Origin of the sequence: Nitrospira sp. NS4 (assembly GCF_049546785.1) — a bacterium.
Classification (GTDB): Bacteria; Nitrospirota; Nitrospiria; order Nitrospirales; family Nitrospiraceae; genus Nitrospira_D.
The window spans coordinates 1-19,383 of record NZ_JBMWAN010000001.1 but is presented as its reverse complement, the minus strand read 5'-3'; the positions used below and the strand labels follow the sequence as shown (position 1 = coordinate 19,383).

Below are 19,383 nucleotides of genomic sequence, written 5' to 3'. Positions count from 1 at the left end.
GGCTGATCGCCGGCAGCTTCTCGAGTTCAAACAGCGCGTCCTCCAGCTCCGCACGAGCTTTGACGATGGCTGCCACAATTTGATCCTTCGGTTCCGGCATTGCCCCCCCTTTTTGCGGCGTGACGGGTGAAACGCCCGGCGCCAATCGAGACCGCTTTCCGGACAATCCGGTTCCGTGGAAATTCCCGACTGTCTTGCGATGGCGGATATCCTGCCAGGATCGGCGACGAAGTCCAAGGGGTTTTTTGCGCACATTTGTCCGCCCCCTCCGCCCGGCGCAAAATGGTGTCAGGCCCGGCTGTATAGCACGGAGGTTTGGATCCGGCCAGAGCATGCCGCGCTCGATCTCTTCCAGGTAGATAAATTCAGGCGATTTCACGCCCGCACGTCTCCTGACCTCTACCAACTCCGGGGACTCGAAGAACCGACGGGCATTGTCGAGAGAGGACCATTCTGAGAAATGGACGATGGCGTTGGCACCGTGTTCGTCCCGCAGAAGCCGGTAGCTGATTTCTCCGGCAGTCTTTCTAATGCCCGCCGCGTGGCCGAACAGGGCTTTCCATGCCGGATAGGCCTCGACTTCATGAATGATCAACACGTGTGGCATGCGAACTCCGGTGCTGGTGTGCCGGATCAGGAGGAACGATTCAATTTTCTGCGGCGAGTCTACCGCACATCCGGATATGTATGCATCATTCTGCAAGCGCTGAGGACGCGGTGACGGAGGGGAAGGCAAGCGGGGCGTCCGGCGCCACGCGTCGGGACAGAATTCCTGGCATGCTGGTTCAACGCGGTGAGATGGATGCTTGGGGCCGTTCATGTCCCGGCTGTGGATTCAATGCCCGGCGGTTCGAGTCGATCGAAAGGCCAGGAGAAAGAGGGCGGCGAGCACGAGGTCGATGAGGCCGAACCCGACGACGATGAGCGCCACTCGCCCTTGCGCGTACAACACGAGCACGGCGATGCCGAAGGACAGCTTCTCCAGCAGGGCGGGCAGCATGAAAAGGCGATAGCGTTGCACATCGCGGGCAATCAGCAGAAATGCGATCTGCCAGGCCAGTGCCACACCGATGAATCCATAAAACTGCTCGGGATGATTGGGCGGCGGAGGAAAATCCCGGCCGAGTTGCCCTTCCATGAAGTATTGCGGAAGCAACAGGAGAAGGCCGTAGATCCCGGCGAGCAGGAAGACGCGTTTGGCAAAGGTGTGCTGCGTGGACATTTAACGAGCAAGTGTACAGCAAACGCGGAGGCGTCTTCATCACTTTTGAGGGGAATGGGAAGGGCCGATAGCTGATGGCTTGGAGTGTATCGGGGAAGACAGCAGAGCCAGGAATCTGACAAGCTGGAGCCCGGGTTCCACAGGCTCCCCCAGAGGGGCTGGCAAGTGGTCGCTTCCTCAAGAATAGAATTCCTCCTCGGAAACCGGAACCGGGGTCGATGGTTCCCCGGGCTGTCGTCCACGACTGCGAGCGGAGAACATTTTTCCCCGGGCCTGCTGTGCCGGGGCAAAGCGCAGAAAGCCGATGTCTTCGCCCATGTCGTCATAGACCGCTTCCATGCCCCCGCCCATGAAGTAGGCTTCGTGCCAGAAGCCGGTTCCCCCCGAGTCCCGCAAAAACCCCTGCCACCACGCACGGTGGGGCTCGGAGCGCGCCCAGGATTCCAGGGATTCGAAGTCGCGCCAATACTGGCGCATCCCGACGTGCGGAGGAAACAGCGACCACAACATACTCTCGTGCAGGAGCAATCCGTCGGGCTTGGCTTCAACCGATTGCGCGATCTGCGGGCCAAAGCCGAACAGGGTTTTCAATCCTGTCAGCCTGGTGACCCGCATGCCCAGATAAATGACCACTAAGTTCGGATAACCGGACAAATCGACTGTGCGGCGATCAACTGTTGGTTTCATGTTTCATGCCCTCCGGCGGCGGCTGTCAAATGGATCAGTCCGTTGAGAAAGCGTCTACTGTAAGGCGGCGTCGTATTCATTACGCCAGGGGGATGGGGGGCTAAATCCGCATCTCGTGAGTGTGGGTGAGCACTGGCACGAGCGACGCTTCACGAATTTGTGACCGCCCCGTCCCGCGAACAATCGTCCGGGAACCATCGCATCATCAAAAACTCAGAAAGTCCCCGGTTTGTCCTTGCCGCGGGCGGCTTTCGATTGACTGCGGAATCGGGCCGGGGGGAAGCCGAACTCCCGCTTGAAGGCTCGGTTGAAGGATGGCTCCGATTCATAGCCGACGTCGGCGGCGATCTCCGCCACGCTCTTGTTCGTGGTGGTGAGCCGTTGCGCGCCGAGGTGAAGCCGCCAGCGGGTGAGGTAGGCGATAGGAGTCTCCGAGAGGTAGTGGCGAAACCGTTCAGCCAGGACGGAGCGCGAAATGCCGACTTCGTTCGCAATCGCGGCAATCGTCCAGGGATCGGCCGGCTTCCGATGCAGCAGGGCCAAGGCTTGCCCGACTTCCGGATCGCGGACACCGGCCAGCCATCCAGTATGCTTCGGCGGGAGCAGGCCGATGTAGCGTCGCAGCGTTTCAATAAACAGGACTTCCGATAACTTGGCGCGCACGGCTTCAGCCCCGGGCCTGCAGGCATCCGCACGATCGACCGAATGACGGATGGACTGTTCCAGCCATTGGCCGGATTCGTCGTTGCGGATGTTGACCTTGAGAATGGGGGGCAATCCCCCGAGGAAGACCTGGCTGAGGTGCGGGTCGCAGGTCATATAGCCACAAATGATTCTGGTGAGCGCGCCCCCGCCGCCATGGCGCGAGACCGTGAGTCCCTCCGAGAGCACACGTTTCAATTCACTGGCGCCTTCCATGGGGGTAACCGGCGACCCGTTTCCCATGATGTGCGAATCGCCGCGGGGAAAGACCACGATGTCCCCGGCATTGAGCGGAACCGGCCGGTCGATTCCCTCCACCCGGGCGTAGCCGCATCCCTCGGTGATGAGGTGGAAAATAATCACGTGCTTGGAGTCGACTGATAGGCACGAAGCCATCGTGCGTGAGTCTGGTTCGCGCGCACACCAGGGCGCAGAGAACTCGCCGTTGTAGAACACGGCACCGTCGAGCGTGACGGCCTTGAGGACTTCGGACAGGACATCCATGCGGGTCACTCGCTGCAGAGACCGCGTGCCGGCAAAAGAAGCCGGACGCCTGATCAAGAGAAGCGCAGCCTAGCACGCTCCGGCTAAGAGAACCAGACTCCCGGATAAGGGCATTTTCGCCGTGTCGTACTACAGTGCGCCATGTGGTTCAGCGGCGTGCTGAATCGTACTGTAATCCGGGAACACACAAAGGAGGAGACCCATGTCTATTATCGGCCTCTCACCGGAAGTGGAGAGTTTGAAAACCCGTCTGAAAAAGATCTGGATGGCCGGCGACTACGATCGCTTTTCGCGATACATGGAAGGCGGCGCGCGAGAGTTCTATGAGCGCCTCCAGGTCGCTCCGGGATGCCGGTTGCTGGACGTGGGCTGTGGCTCCGGCCAGCTGGCGTTGATGGCCGCGAAGGATGGTCTGGAGGTGACCGGCGTGGACATTGCGAGCAATTGGTTGGAGCGGGCACGGGCGCGCGCACAGGCGGAAGGGGTACAGGCGCGCTTCGAAGAAGCCGACGCCGAGGCGCTCCCCTTTGAAGATGCGAGCTTCGATACGGTGGTGAGTTTGATCGGAGCGATGTTCGCACCACGGCCGGACCTTGTGGCCAAGGAACTGCTGCGAGTGTGCGTGCCCGGGGGAACCATTGCCATGGGAAATTGGACGCCACAGGGCTTCATCGGACAGATGTTTAAGACCGTCTCGAAATTCATTGCGCCGTCCGGGATGCCCTCGCCGGTTCTGTGGGGGGACGAAACTACGGTCCGTGAAAGGCTCGGCCGGGGGCTCTCCGATCTTTACCTGGTCAGGCGGCACTATACGTTCAGTTATCCCTTTCCTCCCTCGGAGGTCGTGGAGCTCTTCCGTCTCTACTACGGACCGACCAATCAGGCGTTCGCGTCCATTGATGTCGATGGTCAGGAACGTCTTCGCCGGGAACTCGAAGCGCTCTGGTCTTCTCACAATCGAGCGGGAACGGATTGTACGACAGTCCAAGCCGAATATCTGGAAGTGATTGGCCTGCGAGCGTGACCGATTCAGATTCAGGGACCGACCGTCCTGCTGGGACCGGCGGTACGATATGACAATCTGACCGAACTGAAGCGTCTACAAACTCAGGCCCCGGAGGCGATGGGGGAGCGGGTTGTCGGGGGATTGTGTCGGATATTCAGTGATGAATGTTGAGCGGTTCGGACGAGCGGGGAGAGACAGGGAGGCGGAAGGGTGCGGACTATGAAGTGTCCGGTTGGAACATTCTCCGCTCCCTTTGCCGGTCCTCTTTGTCTTTCAGGATCAGTATTGGGGAATTTCCATCGCCATATTGCAGAACCGGGACGAGCCATTGATGTCCGGGAAAAGGCTGGCGCTATTGATGTTCATTCGGTTCAGTGCCTTCAGGCAATGCACCCGATCAGAGTTGGGTACATGGATCTTGATGAAAATCGCCTCGTCTACGTTCTCGAACTGACGTTCGACCCACCACTGAATGTCCGTGAACGGTGGACTTTTCGTGAAAAGGCCGTTTTGATGAACGAGGCGCTGATTGAATCCGCTTGAGGGTCTGATGAACTCGATCTTCCCCGACTTCATCGACCGCGATTCAGCCGAAACAAATGATTCGTGCAGCGCATAGACCGCGCGGTAGGCGCTCTGCTTGGGATGATCCGGATGCTCATACGTGAAGAAGAGTGCGACGTAGGGTGAGGTCGTCCAATCTAGGAGCGGTGTGGCAAGACCATTGTGCTGACCGATGGCCAGAAGTTCGTTATCGTTTAACGTGGAGAGGAGATGATCATCCAGACGCCCCCGCAGCGATAGCCGAAACCGCGACAGATACTCTTTTCCAACCGTTTTCGTTCTCGATTTCGTCCCGAGCAAACGTGTAAGGCTTGGCTCGACCTGCCATTGGGCATCTTGCTGCCCCCGGAATATGTACTCCGGGTGGTTAAGAAGAGTTCCGACGACGTCGTGAAACTGATCCCATGATTTCAGGTACGTCTCCGACACTCCGTCCTCATGGTCAACCTTGGGAAAGTAGGGTTTTGCCATCGTGTCCTCTAGGAGCCTTACTAAGCCTGCAGCGGGTGGATCCGCGCAGCGGAGCAAGCGAAGCCCGGAAAGCTGAAACCTTTAAGGGGCCAGTGTACTGCAAAGTCAGAGGCGATTCCATTACTCCGGCGGCGAGGGGGGGGGAAGCTGGGAGCTGATGGCGTATCGCATATGGGGAGAAAGCGGAAGAGCGGGATCTGACGATCGCCTCGTGAGAAAGACATCCGGATGGCCCTACGACGGTAAATGGTTCCGGGCGTATGTGCTCTCTACTGGCAACCGCAGCCGGAGGCATCATGATGGCCAGAGCGTCGGTTGACCGGGGTTCCCGGTGGGCGTAGCATCAAAGCCTGACCGCTCCCATCACATCCTCGCCTGAGGAGGCTCCCGTGGAGAATCCTAACGAAGATCAGCCGGTCCTCAACTACATTCAGCGCCTGGTCGCAGAGGAACACCGATTACACGGGACAGGACTTCTCCACAAAGCCGACCGTAAGCGGCTCGCGCAAGTCCAGGTCGAACTGGATCAGTGCTGGGACCTCTTGCGCCAGCGACGTGCACTTCGCGACGTCGGTCTTGATCCGGATGAAGCGGAAGTGCGCCCGCCCCAGGTCGTCGAGAACTATGAGCAGTAGGGATTCAGGTGAGAGAGGAAGGTGCTGAACCGCCACGCGCCGCCCGAAGGATCCCGGCACCGTTGTTCTCTTGTCCGATGCTCATTCCTTGTTCTGTACTTGGTAAAGGGTGAGTCCCATGACAGCGATCCCGCAAAATACGGCCCCTGCGTAGAATGTAAATGATGGGCCAAGCTGATCCCACAGGAATCCTGCGAGCACGCTGGCAATGAGCATCGCCAGGCCGCTAGCGAGGTTGAAGAAGCCATAGGCCGTTCCGCGCAGATCGGCAGGTGCCGTGTCGGCGACCATGGTGGCGAGCAAACCTTGCGTCATGCCTATATGAAGCCCCCACAACCCGACGCCCAATACGACCACGCCCCAGTGATCGTTCACCGCCAAGACCATGTCGGCCGCAATCAGAACCAGAAGGCCAAGCGAGAGCAACCTCATGTGACTCATCCGGTCGGAAAGCTTGCCGAACGGATAGGCCGAGAGGGCATAGATCAGATTCATCGCGACCATGACGAGGGGGACCAGAACGATGGGAATTCCCCCACGCTGAGCGCGGAGAACCAAAAAAGCTTCGCTGAACCGGGCCAGTGTGAAAATGGCTCCGATCCCCACTACCCACCAATAGGCTGACCCTAAACGGGTCAGATTGTCCCACCGGATGGGATTCGTGTTGTTGGATGTCTGCCGATGTTCGGGCTCATGGATACCGAATAGCAAGAGCGCCACGGCCATCAGTCCAGGCAAGACCGCCACCCAAAACACGGCCCGAAAATCATTGGCCCAAATCCACATCAATCCGACCGCGAGCAAGGGGCCAAGGAACGCTCCAACCGTATCGAGAGACTGGCGTAAGCCGAAGGCGGCACCACGGAGCTGCGGCGGGGCAAGATCCGCAACCAAGGCATCTCGTGGTGCGCCCCGCACTCCTTTTCCCAGTCGATCCAGCAGACGAGCGCTCAAGACGAGGTCAATGCCGGAGGCGACGGCAAAGAGAGGCTTGGTGAAGGCACCCAAGGCATAGCCAAACAAGGCGAGCCCCTTCCGTTTGCCCAGGTAGTCACTCAGCGTGCCTGAAAAGACTTTGACGACCAGCGCCAGCGACTCGGCGAGGCCTTCAACCAGGCCGACCGCCATCGTGCTGGCTCCCAGGATCGTGACCATGAACAAGGGGAGCAGGCTATGGATCATTTCAGACGAGATATCCATCAGCAAGCTGACAAACCCTAACACCCAGATTCCCGAGGGAATGTCGCGCAGGGAGCGGTCCACTTGTGGCACACGCATCATCGTGCAGACCCTTTCTGAGGCCGCTGTGCAACCTAAGAGGCGACGCAGGCAAAGAAAGCGGGTTATTCTACTTGGTATGAGGCGCCCTGAGCATAGCACCCCCGTGTATTGAACGGCGAAGGTTGTGTTCGATCAACATGATACGGATGGAAGGGGAGGCGAGGGAAGGCACGCGTCGCTAAATAGTTCAGAGTCCTAGTGTTGTTCCACCGGTTCAGAAGAGCTGGAAGATCAAGCAACGGCTCCGTGCGGGGTTCCTGCAAGCTGGCTACGTTGCACTATCCGGTTGGCAGCAGCATCCACGGCATCAGGAGGGAGGGTTGCAGGTTCATAGTCTAGAACGTGTAGAAGTGTCTTGTCATTGTGAACCCGCACATCTCGCTTTTGTTTCGACGCCAGACTCTCTATCCACCATCCGGGAAAGAGCACAACGGGTTGAACGGTATATCTCGTTGTCCGGCCAAGATTTAGGAGATCTGGGAGCCAGTTGGCTTGCGCGCGCGCTTGAGCCGGATGTTCATTCATGCCCCTGCCGTCCTCTTCCGAAAGGTTCTCGCCGTCGTAGATGATTTTGGGATTGCGAGGTTGGGTATTATGCCGGGGCCTTGGAGGTGAACGGCGAATGACGCGTCACGAATGACGAGTGGGCTGCCGCACCGCCGCGCGCCGCGAAGGCGCCTGGCGCTGTTTCATGAGGCTGCCTGTTTGCGCTTGAGCAAGTCCGCGAGGTGGGCGAAGGGCGTGAAGGTCGAAGGTGGATCATGCTCGCGGCTCGGTGGCGCGTCACCAGAGGCGTCAGCCAGCAGATACCGCTGGTGCTCATTGTCATGACAGTAGAGACAGAGCAACTCCCAGTTGCTCCCGTCGGGCGGATTGTTGTGGTGGTTGTGGTCCTTGTGATGGACTGTGAGCTGGCTCAGCTTCCTGCCGTCAAATTCCCGTCCACAGTGCGCGCAAATCCATGGCAGTATTCTGAGCGCGCGCTCACGATACGTCTGTCCCCGCTGAGGCTGGTTGCTCCGTGCCATGCGAGCCTCCGTGAAGAGGGCGACTTCTTACTGACTGATTCTACAACAAGTCTGACACGAAATCCCGTTCCACGCCGCGGAATGGTTTCCGGCGGCGCTCATCGTTCAAAGCCCTCACCGCTCCTCTCGATTTATCAAGTTCTTCAGCGTATGGTTTTGAGGGGGGAGTGACGGAAATGACCAGTGAAAGGGGAAAGGAGAACCCATCATGAACGGTAAAGGGTTTTGGATAGGTCTCGCTGTTGGAATAATCGCGACGTCCCTGTTCGGCCAGTGGGTTCTCGCGGCCGCAGGTAGGGCGGCAGCGCCGTCCACGTGTATACCAGCCGAAACGGTCGCCGGTTATGTGCATAGTGTGATCCAGGCAGACCGAACGTTTTACACCACGGACATAGTGGAGCGGATGCAGATGCGGGGTATCGTCTTCGCCTCGGAAAACTGGAGAGAGACCGCCCGACTCCCGCTACCGGCCCAATTCTTGATCGAAACAGGGCGGCTTATGGCTGCAGAACGGGGTGGGCTGCGGTATCGGCTGATCAGCAATTGGCCGATCAACAAAAAGAATAGGCCATCCACCGATTTCGAGCGAGCCGGCTTGACGGAGATCCTCGTGAATTCTGATCAACCGTACACAGCCGTGACGACGGAGGGTGGAGCTCCGGTCTTCCAAGCACTCTATGCCGATAAAGCGGTATCGCAGTCGTGTGTGGGGTGTCACAATGCGCACCCTGACAGCCCGAAGAAGGATTTCAAGCCGCAAGATGTGATGGGCGGGATTCTGCTGACAATTCCACTCCCCCGATAGGCAAGGCCGAGTGTAGAGGGACCTACCCTCAGAAATCGTGAGAAGGGCGACTGAGAAGAGCGCAAGACCGTCATGCGACGGGAATCGGGTGCGTGCAAACCCTGACGCCTCCTGCTGCATTGTATGGAGCGGATCCGGATGTTCCTGCCCTCTTCCGCATCAATAGACGATAGGCGGCCGCTTGTCAGCGATGACCAGCATCAATCGGCGGTGTTTCAGCGGCCGGTCAGGATCCCGGGTGTAATGGGAGAGATCTTCCGAAACCTCAGTACGGCGCAGGGCCACGGAGATGCGTTGTTTGAAGTGCGGTACGCGGGTTTCGATTGAGAGGTCCACTAACTCGGCGTTGCAGCCGGTCACTTCCGCATTCAAGTCCGACTCGTCGAGGAAATGCACGGTCACCCGTTCTTCCGGGTTAATCCACGGACCGATCGCCTTCACCTTTTCTTCATTGGTCATACGTGCCTCCTTTCCGCTCCCAACGATTCCGACCGAGAACCATGCTTCCATCAAACGCCTGTTTGATGAGTTCGTCAATCGGGGGGCCGAGAGGGAAGGGTTTCAGCTGAGGGTCGGCCAGCTCGATCCCTGCGTGAAGGGAGGACGATTCAGAGGCGGTCTATCTGGTGCAAGGGTCGGTCTTGGCGCTTTCGTTCGGCGAACCACACACGACACAGACTGAAGAGGTTCGATAGGCCGGCTCCCCCCGCAGGCCGAGAAATTCAGAAGGCCTCCTTTGTATCCTCCTCTTGCCTTTGCAGGCACCCCAGCCAGACGCGAGCCCTGCGCCCTGGTCGGTCCTCTGCTCCTGTCTTTTTGTCGCACAAACCACGACATCAGAACCAAGCCAGTTCGATAGCCCAGCTTCCCCCTGTCGTGCAGAACTCGCACCTCATGAGGATGATATGGTGAGTGATCACGCTGCCCATGCGTGAAGATCCTGCAACGGGCACGAAGTATCACGCACAGACCATCAATCATTCCGGTCCGGACTCAGGACCGTTCGTGGAGGCCTAGGTGGGGAGACGGGGAGATTCAACCGCCGGATGGAGGCATGGGTGAAACCGATATTGCCCATTTGCTGCATCTGCGAGAAAGCCCGTGACGACGAAGGAACCGGGGCCGGCGAGGGGTTGTGGCAGGAGATGAAGCCCGACATGGTGTTGCGCGGGCTGAGGACGCAAACCACCATCTTTGCTTACGGCTGCTGTCCTGATTGCCTGACGGATGACCCCCAAGCGAGCGCCTTTCGGGCAAGAGGGAGCCAGTCAGGCTCATCCATCTGCGACAACCGGGAATTATCGAGATGATTGATGATCTCGTCTTCGAGCGGTCGCCGGCAAAGCGCTGGATAGAACAGGCAGAACACGGACAGGGATACGGACAAGTGACTTCCTGCTACCAAAGCAGCCGCGCTAAGAGGCTGCGATACACCGGAAGAGAAATCACTAACCGTATGAAGAGAGAGTATATCGGGGCGGTGTGAGGCGGTGGCGACGGAGGAGCCGCACCACCCTGCTATGGGGTTATAGCGCGACCTGTTGTAATAACGTACATTAATCGGAATTCTCACACAGGGAGCGGTAGCTATGGATTTGCGACTTGCGACCGGTACACTCGGACCTGCAGTCCTTCTGGCTTTTCTGCTCGCCTGTAGCGGCGGGGGAGGCGGCGACAGTCCCCCTCCACCGGTTTCGTTAGCCGGCTCGGGGCTGGATCAGCGTCCCAGTAACACGGCCTGCGTGGCGCCGGCACGCTCGACCGGCACATCGACGGTGTCGGTGGAGCGGGTCTTTCCCAACTTGAGCTTCACCAGGCCGGTGGCGATGCTGCAGGCGCCGGGGGACAACAGTCGCTGGTTCGTGCTCGAACAGGACGGCATCATCCGCGTGTTCCCCAACCGCCCCACCGTGACCATGGCGGAGATGCAAGTGTTCCTCGACATCCGGGATCTGGTGCTGCAGCTTGGCCAGTCCGAGGCGGGTCTGCTGGGCCTCGCGTTCCACCCGAATTTTGCCGGTAACAGGCGCACCTACGTCAACTACATCGACCGTTCCACCCCCTTGCGCTCGGTCACTTCCGAATTCACGAGTTCCGACGGGGGGCTCACGCTGGCGCCGAATTCCGAGCGAGCCCTGTTCACGGTCAACAAACCGGCCGACAACCACAACGGCGGCCAGCTCAATTTCGGCTCGGACGGGTTCCTTTACCTCGGGCTAGGCGACGGCGGCGGCGGTGGCGATCCGCAGGAAAACGCGGAGAACCCGATGCGGCTGCTCGGCAAGATGCTGCGCATCGACGTTAATTCGCAGCCCGGCGGACAGCCCTACGGGATTCCCGCCGATAATCCCTTCGCCGGGAATCCGCGCTGTAACGCCGACGGCACCGGCACCCAGAACTGCCCGGAGATCTACGCGCTCGGCCTGCGCAACCCCTGGCGCTGGAGCTTCGACCGCCAGACCGGGACGCAATGGGTCGCCGATGTAGGCCAGGGAGCGTGGGAAGAAATCGACATCCTCACGCGCGGCGGCAACTATGGCTGGGACCACCGCGAGGGCGCGCACTGCTACGAGCCGGCAACCGGCTGCCAGACCGCGGGGCTGATCGATCCCGTGGCCGAATACAGCCATACTTTGGGCGAAGCGATTACGGGCGGCTACGTCTACCGAGGCTCACAGACCACGGAACTGTTTGGTCGCTATATCTTCGCTGACTTTGGCAGCGGCATGATCGCGTCGCTGACACCGGGTGCCGGCGGTACGTACACGATGACGCAGCACGTCCAGCCGGGCACGGTGCCACCGGGCGCGCCGGGACCGCTTGCGATCTCGGCCTTCGGGGAGTCGAACGCTGGCGAGCTCTATGTCCTGGATTATGTCGGTGGGCGCATCTACCGGCTGGTTTTCACGGCGGGCGGCGGTGGTGGCGGCAACGACAATGTGCCGCAGCAACTCTCGGCCACCGGCTGCCTCAATACCTCATCCCCCGGCGCGCCGCCGCTGCTGTCGCTCATCCCCTACCGCCCGAACGCCGCCTTCTGGTCAGACGGCGTGAGCAAAGACCGCTGGATCGGCCTGCCGAACGGACGGAACATTGCAGTGCAGGCGAACGGCGACTGGAACCTGCCGAACGGCACTGTGCTGGTCAAGCATTTCCGGACCGGCAACCAGCTCATCGAGACGCGCCTCTTCATGCGCCACCCCGACGGCGTCTGGGTGGGATACACGTACCAATGGAACCAGGCCCAAACCGATGCCACGCGCGTGACGGGCGGCGGAGTGGTCAACATCGGCAACCAGACCTGGACTTTTCCGAGCGAAGCGCAGTGCATGCAGTGCCACACGCAGGCCGCGGGCTTCAGCCTCGGCCTCGAAACCGCGCAGCAGAACGGTGAGCACCTGTACCCGCAGACGGGCCGCACGGCGAACCAGATCACGACGCTGAACGCCGTGAACGTCCTGTCACCGCCGGTCGGGGCGAATCCGCCGGCCTATGCCGACCCCGCGGACACGAGCCGGAGTCAGACCGAACGCGCCCGCAGCTACCTGCACACCAACTGCGCGAACTGCCACCGGCCGCAAGGTGGCACGCCGGTCGCCATAGATTTGCGCTATAGCACGCCGCTGGCGCAGACCGGCGCCTGCAACGTCGCGCCGACGGCCGGAGACCTCGGCATCGTGGATGCGCGGATCATCGCGCCGGGAGCTTCCGCCCGCTCGGTGCTCCTTGCACGCATGGCGCGCCGCGGCGACGCGTACCAGATGCCGCCGATCGCGAGCACTGTCCGAGACGCGGCCGGCGAGCAGGTGATAGCCGCCTGGATCGACTCGCTGACGGCCTGCCAGTGAGCGGACGGAAAGAGGTCCCCGCTGGCGCGGCCCCTGGGCGGAGGACTTGTCAGACGCGGGTGGCGTCTAGGAGTCCCATTGCAGGTTGGCCGAGGAGGAGTCTACATACGCATCCGAACGTTCGAACAGCGTATGTTTGACCCTGATGGCGAACCGGTCACTGAAATCCACGCCGGAACTGGCGCCGCAGGTCGTATCGTCACCGCTATCCCCTTTTCCTGTCCTGCAAATTCGACGGTGTATCGATCACACCGGAGGATCTGGGGTAAATGGGTGAGGGGAGCGGAGCAGACCTGATCTCTTCCTCAGCCGGTTGAATCTGCCCTGGTAGTCGTCTACTTCTTCAAGAACCGCACGATCTCGTCCACCGCCTCGTGCTGGTGCCCGACCAACAGATGGCCCCCGGTGGGATAGCCGACAAAGCCGGCGCCCGGAACATGCTCGGCGGTGTACCGGGCGACGTCGTAGGTTCCAAATAAGTCGTCGGCACAGCTGATGGTCAGGGTTGGAACACGGATCCGTTCGAGTTCATAGCGCGGGATTCCTGGAATCACGGCGGCCTCATTCAGCAATCCGAGCCGTCGCTGAGAGATCGGCAGGAGGTGGTCTAGCATCTTCTGGACGCGGGCCTGTTCGTCGGCGGAGGCATTGAGTACCGCGTCCGGCGGCGTCGCCAGAATCGTGCGGATGGCTGTCTCACGGGCGAACGTACTCACAGCCCAAAGGAGAAAATCGGATCGCAGCGCTGTGTCGAGCAAAAACTGCGTACCTGATGGGGTGTGTACCGCCGGCGCACCCTCTGGACGAGGCACGTAGGCCGCCGGGACAAGCAACACGAGTGCGGTAATGCGTCCTGGATGCCGCAGGGCAAACTGCAACGAGGATGGCGCGCCAGCCGACGCTCCGACGATCGCGACGTGGTCGACCCCGAGTGTACCCAACAGACAGGCATGCGCCTCGGCCTGCGCGGCCGGTGAGGCATCGTGAGGCAGTGGCGTTCGGAGATACCCGAAGCGGGACATTGCGATCACGCGAAAGCCCCGCTCGACCAGGGGCGCGCCGAGATCCATACCCTGATCGAATCCTCCGCCGGCGCCATGGACCACCAGCACTGGTGGACCGTCGCCGGCAACCGCGTACTCAATCGGACCGCAGGATGTGTGGGCGATCCGGCTCCCGCCCGCTACGCGGTCGCGAGCTTGTTGAATAGCTCCCTGATAGGAGTACGTTACCGCCCCCAGCCCGGCAATGGCAGCGCCCAAAGCTACGAGTGCGGTAGCGCGAACCCCTGTCGTTATCATGTGAACCGCCCCTATCGGCTACTCTGGTGGCAAACTCCAAGCCCTCGATAATAGGCTCCGGCCTGGTATTCAAGCAAAAAACGAGGCTGGCTCATTTGACCTCGTATGTTGGCTTGGCCCTCGCGATCCCTTTTCTTTCCCCCCGGGCGTTTCTACAATCGTCCTGACCCGCGCTGAAGGCGTGGCAAGGCTGAACCACGGAGCGCCAAATCGCAACAAGGTCCTATCAGTTGGCTTTCAGGAGAGTGCGATCCTATGGGGACAGAGAACTGGATGCCGCGTTCGTGGAATGCGGAACTGATGGGATGCATCTGGTTGCCTCGCATGTTGGACAAAGGACGGCAAGCCCTGGAAAGCAAGCGCCAAGGCCGGAACCTGATGAATAGTTACCTCTTTGGTGACTTCGATTATGCCGATGGCAAGCTCCTGAAGTTCCTGCGCACGAACGATGGTCATGTTCTTGACCTCCTCCGCGGATTGGAGAATGACGAGGCGGTGGCAAAAACACTCATCCGCGAGAGCGGGCGGTCAGCCGATGAAATTCAGGCATGGGGCAAACGTTTTCGCAGATTCAATGCCCCGTTCATCGCCATGTGGAACGCGGATGAGGGACGAAGAGAGCCGGGTGTCGGAACCTCTTTGTTGAAGCTGTTCTATAACGGTCTGATGATGCCGCCTGTCTATCTGGGCTTTTGGATTGTGGAAAGGCTGCGGCAGCGCAAGCGCGGCTGAGCACCCAATCCGTTCATCAAGCCACACAATCCCCTTACGCCAGATGAACCGGAGTGACCAAATGAGCGAGGTCCCCGCTACATGCCGGGAAATGGTTCCCGGATTTGTTCTGCCTACTGTTTCGATCTACAGGGTTGCGATAAGTACCAAGCATAGAGAACCGACAGCAGCACAAAGTTGGGAATGAGAATGTGCGGTGTTGTCCATTGCCAGCCGTTGAACTTCCAATCGAAGAGGGGCCACAGGACGGGCGTCGGGAAGAAGGCATACGAATGAGTGGGGACGTCAACCAGCACATGCAGACCCCAGGCGGAAAGTTCCCACACCGCTCGTTTCAGGAGAAACCACATCAGGAGAAACATGGCGAGGAACACGATGAAGCTATGGGTGAAATTGTACAAATGGTGCACATAGTGAGGGATCGAAGATTCCGGGGGTGGTCCGAAACTGAAATCCGGTTCCTCTGCAAGACCGAGCAGGACTGCCATCCACAGAACCCCGAACGAGAGGAGATCCGGAGCTAGGCCGATCACGAACGCCAGCCAAAAACTCGATCGACTCTTGCGACCGAAGGCAATCGCGCCCCAGAGCCCGTGGGAAACAATATCCAATCTGCCTCTCCTTAATCGGATGGCTTCGCTAGCCTGCAGCCATTAACATAACAAATTGCGTCTATGGCCACTTCACCATTTTTGCGAAACAAGGCTCCCGCCGCGAAATGTTGGTTTGCAAGGCATGATGTTTACTGCGCAGGAGGGAGCACCGCGATGATCCGGAGCGGGCCGCCGGTTCCGCCGGCAATCTTCATCGGCAGGGCGATCACCTCGAATCCCAGAGCCGGAAGATCGCGGAGGTCCCCGAGATTTTCGAACACCGGAACATTTCGGGAGAGCAGCGCGACATGCGTCTCAAAGCCGGTGGATTGACCATAGTCGATTGACGCGGTATCGATCCCGATGGCCTTGATCTGTCGTTCCCGAACCAGCCACGCGGCTGCCTCGGGATGTACACCGGGGAAATGGAGCGCACGCACACCCTCCGGCCCGTTCAGCTCCGTGCCCAGATAGTCCTGCCGCGACGGCCAGAACCGGGCGAACCCCGTGTCGAGCAACACGATCGTCCCGTTCGGAATGCGTCCATGCGCCGCCTCCCATCCTTCAAAATCCCGGATCGTGACGCGGTAATCCCGATCGCGGGCGCATTGAGCCGAGACGTCAATGCGGACGCCGGCTCCCAGCAGGCGTTCGACCGGAATCTCATCCAGCTTCTGCCCGCCTCTGGCAAAATGAACGGGGGCATCGATATGGGTCCCGCCGTGTTCGGGCATCTCCAGGCGGTTTGACGCGTAGTAGTAGCCGGTAGGCGTCTCCCCCTCCTGCTGGACGACGAGCCGGAAGTCATGTTCAGTCGGCCACACAATCGTGTCTGCTCCGAATGCATGAGTGAGATCGATGAGCCGCGATTGCTCCAAGGCAAGGGGATCGAATCGAGGATGACCGGCGAGGCATCCCGCACCAGCCAGCAGCCCCAGCACCACGAGCCCATTTATCAACCCCTTCACCATGGCATTGTCCCTCGTTGCTCAGATCTCTGGCGGCAGTCTCATCAAGCGAGTTGCCGCGAGTGTACTGCAAGAGCGGAGGCGGATTCATTACTCCGGAGACGATGGTCCCTCGACTAAGCTCGGAGCAGGGGAGCGGGGTGTGAGGCGAAGGGGGGAAGAGCCCTTCGACCGGGCTCAGGCCAGGGGGACGGCGAGGAATTCCTCGGCAAGCCAGCCTGCGGTGAACTCAGTCGAACCGACCGCCACGCGGTGCGCAATGGCTCTTCACACATTATTCTTCTCCTAAAGTGCTGCCCATCATCCTGACCCTGAATTTCCGCTGTTCTTCTTGTCGTACAAACCACGACAGCAGAATCGACGCTTTACCGATAGCACGGCTCAGGCCGGTCGGATAGAACTCGCTCTGAAGTGGCTGAAAGTGCGTGGGTACACCGCTCATGCGCGGAGATTTCGCCGTAAGCCGGAACTATCACGCGCGGGGCATCAATCCTTCCTGTCCGAATGCATGACCCTTCGCGGATACTTAAGGAGGACACGGGGAAATTCACCAATGAACTGCAGGATGGAGGTGTAGATGAAAGAGATACTGCCGATTTGCTGCTTCTGCGAGAAGGTCCGTCAGGATGAAGGGACCGGGGTTGGCGAGGGACTGTGGCAGGAGATGACGAGCCACATGGTTTCGCGCGGGCTGAGGCCGCTGGACACCGTCTTCGCCTACAGCTGCTGTCCTGACTGTCTGACGGAAGACCCCCGTGCGAGCGCCTTCCGAACAAGAATGAGCCATTCAAGCTTACCCATCCGTCACAACCGGGAATTATCGAGATGATCGATGATCTCGTTTGGGGTCGGTCGCCGTCAAATTGCCGCGATAAGACAACTGAGCCGGTTGAAGGGAATCGTTGCAGGAGGGGTTTGCACCATCACTTCCTGCTTCCAACGCATCCGCGCTGTGAGATTGCGATATGCCGGGACAGAGGGTTGCTCAATGTCACCGGCTTATTCGCTGCGTAGTGCAGAGGGACCTGCTGAAGGAGGGCTCCATGGAGGCCAGGGAGTGTTTGTTCCTAAGGTATCATGACCGTACTATGCATCGGCTGGTCTGGTACGGCGTCGTGTCATGCCTGATGCTCGCGGCGGTGGGCATCCTGTGTCTTTCACTGGCAGCTTGTGTGCCCGGTGCAACGGACGGGACCAGTGGGGCAGGCGGAGGCCCCGGCAGCCCTACTGCGGAGTCGGAGATCGGCACGGAGCCGCGGTTTGCGTATGCCCTGAACGAAGGCGACAACACGATTTCGATTTATGCCGTCGAGGCTTCCAGCGGGCAATTGCGCTCGATGGGGTACAGCCTGGGGCCCACGTCCCCCACCTTCGTGACGGTAGATCCGAGGGGGCGGTTTGCCTATGTAACGGCCGGCAACGGCGTCTCGGCCTACACAATTGATAGCACGACGGGAGCGCTGACGGCGGTGGGCAGTCCAGTGGGGGCTGGCGCTCTCACCACCTCCGTGACCGTGGGTCCGGGGGGGCGGTTCGTGTATGTGACCGCTGGCAACGGGGTCTCTGCCTACACGATTGATAGCACCACGGGAGCGCTGGCGGTGGTGAACGGGAGTCCGTTTGCGACCGGGGCAAGCCCAACGTTCATCACGGTGGAGCCGAGAGGGCGGTTCGCCTATGTGACGACTGGCAATGGGGTCTCGGCCTACACGATTAATGGTACGACGGGAGCGCTGACGGCGGTGAACGGGAGTCCGTTTGCGAGCGGGACAAATCCTACCGTTATTGCGATGGACTCGAAGGGCCAGTTCGCCTATGCGGCGAACAGCGGTTCCAACAACGTGTCGATGTTTGCGATCAATGGAACCACGGGGGCGCTCACGGCCATCGGAACTGGAACTGTGTCGGCGGGGAGTGATCCGCGGGGGGTGACGGTGCATCCGAGCGGGCACTTCGCGTATGTGGTGAACTATGGCGACAATACTGTGTCGGTGTTTCCGATCGCCAGTCCCACCGGGATTTTGAGGGAGGTCGCGAGCAGCACGGTGGCGACGGGCACGAACCCCCTCTTTGTCAGCGTGGACCGCGGTGGGGCGTTTGCGTATGTGGTGAACCATGGCGCCAACACCCTGTCGGCATACTCGATCAATCGGGACACGGGGGCACTCACCCCCCTGGCGAGTTTGGCAACGGTTGCGACGCGGAGTCGTCCCGGCGGGCTTGCGATCGTGCACGGTACGGCACCGGTGCAGTTCACATCAACGTTTGCCTATGTGGCGAATCAGAACACCAACAACATCTCAGCGTATACGATCAACGGCACGACGGGGGCGCTGTCCGCCGTGGCGGGCAGTCCGTTTGCAGCGGGGACGATTCCCCTGAGTGTGACGGTGGATCTGAAGGGGCGGTTTGCCTATGTGGCGAATGCCGGCGACGACAGCGTGTCGGCATACACGATCGACGGCACGACGGGAGCGCTGACGGCTGTGGGCAGTCAGGTGGCGGCGGGGACGACGCCGCGGAGTGTCACGGTGGACCCAAGCGGACGGTTTGTCTTTGTGACCGCTGGCAATGCCGTGTCGGCGTACACGATCAATAGTGCGACGGGAGCGCTGACGGCAATGGGTAGTCCGGTGGCGGCGGGGACAACGCCGCGGAGTGTCACGGTGGACCCGAGCGGACGGTTTGCCTATGTGGCGAATGAGCTCTCCAACAATGTGTCGGTCTTTAGCATTAATCCGATCAATGGGGCGTTGACGGCGGTGGGCAGTCCGGTGGCGGCGGGGACGGCGCCGAGTTCGGTCACGGTGGACCCCACCGGGCGGTGGGCCTATGTGGCAAACCAAAGCTCCAACGACGTTTTGGCGTACACGATCAATAGTACGACGGGGGTGTTGACGGCGGTGGGTAGTCCGGTGGCGGCGGGGACGGCGCCGAGTTCGGTCACGGTGGACCCCACCGGGCGGTGGGCCTATGTGGCGAACCAAAGCTCCAACGACGTTTCGGCGTACACGATCAATAGCGCAACGGGGGCGC

General features: G+C 60.2%; 17 protein-coding genes and 1 pseudogene. 7 read left to right on the top strand and 11 right to left on the bottom strand.

The window, feature by feature from the left end; translation table 11 throughout:
* Window positions 1-328 precede the first annotated feature (328 nt).
* From ACO9S2_RS00090 to ACO9S2_RS00075, 4 genes and pseudogenes are all read right to left on the bottom strand, one after another.
* Window positions 329-607 (bottom strand): annotated as a pseudogene (locus ACO9S2_RS00090) (antibiotic biosynthesis monooxygenase); the annotation flags it as partial.
* A gap of 228 nt (window positions 608-835) precedes the next feature.
* Window positions 836-1,222, bottom strand: coding sequence for a hypothetical protein (locus ACO9S2_RS00085; RefSeq protein ID WP_423719723.1), 387 nt, complete (start codon window positions 1,220-1,222; stop codon window positions 836-838).
* Window positions 1,223-1,399: 177 nt separating this feature from the next.
* Window positions 1,400-1,909 (bottom strand): monooxygenase family protein, encoded by a 510-nt coding sequence (locus ACO9S2_RS00080; protein WP_423719722.1) that lies wholly within the window; start codon window positions 1,907-1,909, stop codon window positions 1,400-1,402.
* A 213-nt stretch (window positions 1,910-2,122) separates the two neighbouring features.
* On the bottom strand, window positions 2,123-3,115 hold the full coding sequence (locus tag ACO9S2_RS00075) for an AraC family transcriptional regulator (RefSeq protein ID WP_423719721.1): 993 nt from the start codon (window positions 3,113-3,115) through the stop codon (window positions 2,123-2,125).
* 202 nt (window positions 3,116-3,317) lie between these two features.
* Between ACO9S2_RS00075 and ACO9S2_RS00070 the strand changes: the two genes are divergently transcribed.
* Complete coding sequence (locus ACO9S2_RS00070; RefSeq protein WP_423719720.1) at window positions 3,318-4,139, top strand: class I SAM-dependent methyltransferase; 822 nt, start codon at window positions 3,318-3,320, stop codon at window positions 4,137-4,139.
* A gap of 261 nt (window positions 4,140-4,400) precedes the next feature.
* On the opposite strand, the gene ACO9S2_RS00065 is transcribed toward ACO9S2_RS00070, so the two are convergent.
* Window positions 4,401-5,156, bottom strand: coding sequence for an FRG domain-containing protein (locus ACO9S2_RS00065; protein WP_423719719.1), 756 nt, complete (start codon window positions 5,154-5,156; stop codon window positions 4,401-4,403).
* 389 nt (window positions 5,157-5,545) lie between these two features.
* On the opposite strand from ACO9S2_RS00065, the gene ACO9S2_RS00060 reads away from it, so the two are divergent.
* Window positions 5,546-5,791: a DUF2630 family protein gene (locus ACO9S2_RS00060; RefSeq protein WP_423719718.1), complete on the top strand. Its 246-nt coding sequence runs from the start codon at window positions 5,546-5,548 to the stop codon at window positions 5,789-5,791.
* 81 nt (window positions 5,792-5,872) lie between these two features.
* Here the strand turns inward: ACO9S2_RS00060 and ACO9S2_RS00055 are convergent, their stop codons facing one another.
* Complete coding sequence (locus ACO9S2_RS00055) at window positions 5,873-7,072, bottom strand: MFS transporter (protein WP_423719717.1); 1,200 nt, start codon at window positions 7,070-7,072, stop codon at window positions 5,873-5,875.
* 689 nt (window positions 7,073-7,761) lie between these two features.
* Window positions 7,762-8,100 carry a YajD family HNH nuclease gene (locus ACO9S2_RS00050; RefSeq protein ID WP_423719716.1) on the bottom strand — a complete coding sequence of 113 codons (339 nt, stop codon included), beginning with the start codon at window positions 8,098-8,100 and terminating at the stop codon, window positions 7,762-7,764.
* Window positions 8,101-8,308: 208 nt separating this feature from the next.
* Here ACO9S2_RS00050 and ACO9S2_RS00045 point away from each other — a divergent pair, with 208 nt between their 5' ends.
* Window positions 8,309-8,905: a Tll0287-like domain-containing protein gene (locus ACO9S2_RS00045; protein ID WP_423719715.1), complete on the top strand. Its 597-nt coding sequence runs from the start codon at window positions 8,309-8,311 to the stop codon at window positions 8,903-8,905.
* A 159-nt stretch (window positions 8,906-9,064) separates the two neighbouring features.
* Here the strand turns inward: ACO9S2_RS00045 and ACO9S2_RS00040 are convergent, their stop codons facing one another.
* Window positions 9,065-9,364 carry a hypothetical protein gene (locus ACO9S2_RS00040; protein WP_423719714.1) on the bottom strand — a complete coding sequence of 100 codons (300 nt, stop codon included), beginning with the start codon at window positions 9,362-9,364 and terminating at the stop codon, window positions 9,065-9,067.
* Window positions 9,365-9,963: 599 nt separating this feature from the next.
* On the opposite strand from ACO9S2_RS00040, the gene ACO9S2_RS00035 reads away from it, so the two are divergent.
* The gene (locus ACO9S2_RS00035; RefSeq protein WP_423719713.1) at window positions 9,964-10,215 is read left to right on the top strand and encodes a hypothetical protein; all 252 of its coding nucleotides are present in this window, start codon (window positions 9,964-9,966) and stop codon (window positions 10,213-10,215) included.
* A 432-nt stretch (window positions 10,216-10,647) separates the two neighbouring features.
* Window positions 10,648-12,753, top strand: coding sequence for a PQQ-dependent sugar dehydrogenase (locus ACO9S2_RS00030; RefSeq protein ID WP_423719712.1), 2,106 nt, complete (start codon window positions 10,648-10,650; stop codon window positions 12,751-12,753).
* Window positions 12,754-13,088: 335 nt separating this feature from the next.
* On the opposite strand, the gene ACO9S2_RS00025 is transcribed toward ACO9S2_RS00030, so the two are convergent.
* Window positions 13,089-14,054 carry an alpha/beta fold hydrolase gene (locus ACO9S2_RS00025; protein WP_423719711.1) on the bottom strand — a complete coding sequence of 322 codons (966 nt, stop codon included), beginning with the start codon at window positions 14,052-14,054 and terminating at the stop codon, window positions 13,089-13,091.
* A 255-nt stretch (window positions 14,055-14,309) separates the two neighbouring features.
* Here ACO9S2_RS00025 and ACO9S2_RS00020 point away from each other — a divergent pair, with 255 nt between their 5' ends.
* Window positions 14,310-14,786 (top strand): DUF5069 domain-containing protein, encoded by a 477-nt coding sequence (locus ACO9S2_RS00020; protein WP_423719710.1) that lies wholly within the window; start codon window positions 14,310-14,312, stop codon window positions 14,784-14,786.
* Window positions 14,787-14,899: 113 nt separating this feature from the next.
* Here ACO9S2_RS00020 and ACO9S2_RS00015 read toward each other — a convergent pair whose 3' ends face one another.
* Both ACO9S2_RS00015 and ACO9S2_RS00010 read right to left on the bottom strand, forming a co-directional pair.
* On the bottom strand, window positions 14,900-15,397 hold the full coding sequence (locus ACO9S2_RS00015) for a hypothetical protein (protein ID WP_423719709.1): 498 nt from the start codon (window positions 15,395-15,397) through the stop codon (window positions 14,900-14,902).
* Window positions 15,398-15,528: 131 nt separating this feature from the next.
* Window positions 15,529-16,350, bottom strand: coding sequence for a cyclase family protein (locus tag ACO9S2_RS00010; protein ID WP_423719708.1), 822 nt, complete (start codon window positions 16,348-16,350; stop codon window positions 15,529-15,531).
* A 1,085-nt stretch (window positions 16,351-17,435) separates the two neighbouring features.
* Here ACO9S2_RS00010 and ACO9S2_RS00005 point away from each other — a divergent pair.
* Window positions 17,436-19,383, top strand: a 1,948-nt coding sequence (locus tag ACO9S2_RS00005) for a beta-propeller fold lactonase family protein (RefSeq protein WP_423719707.1), incomplete at its 3' end; no start/stop codon positions are given.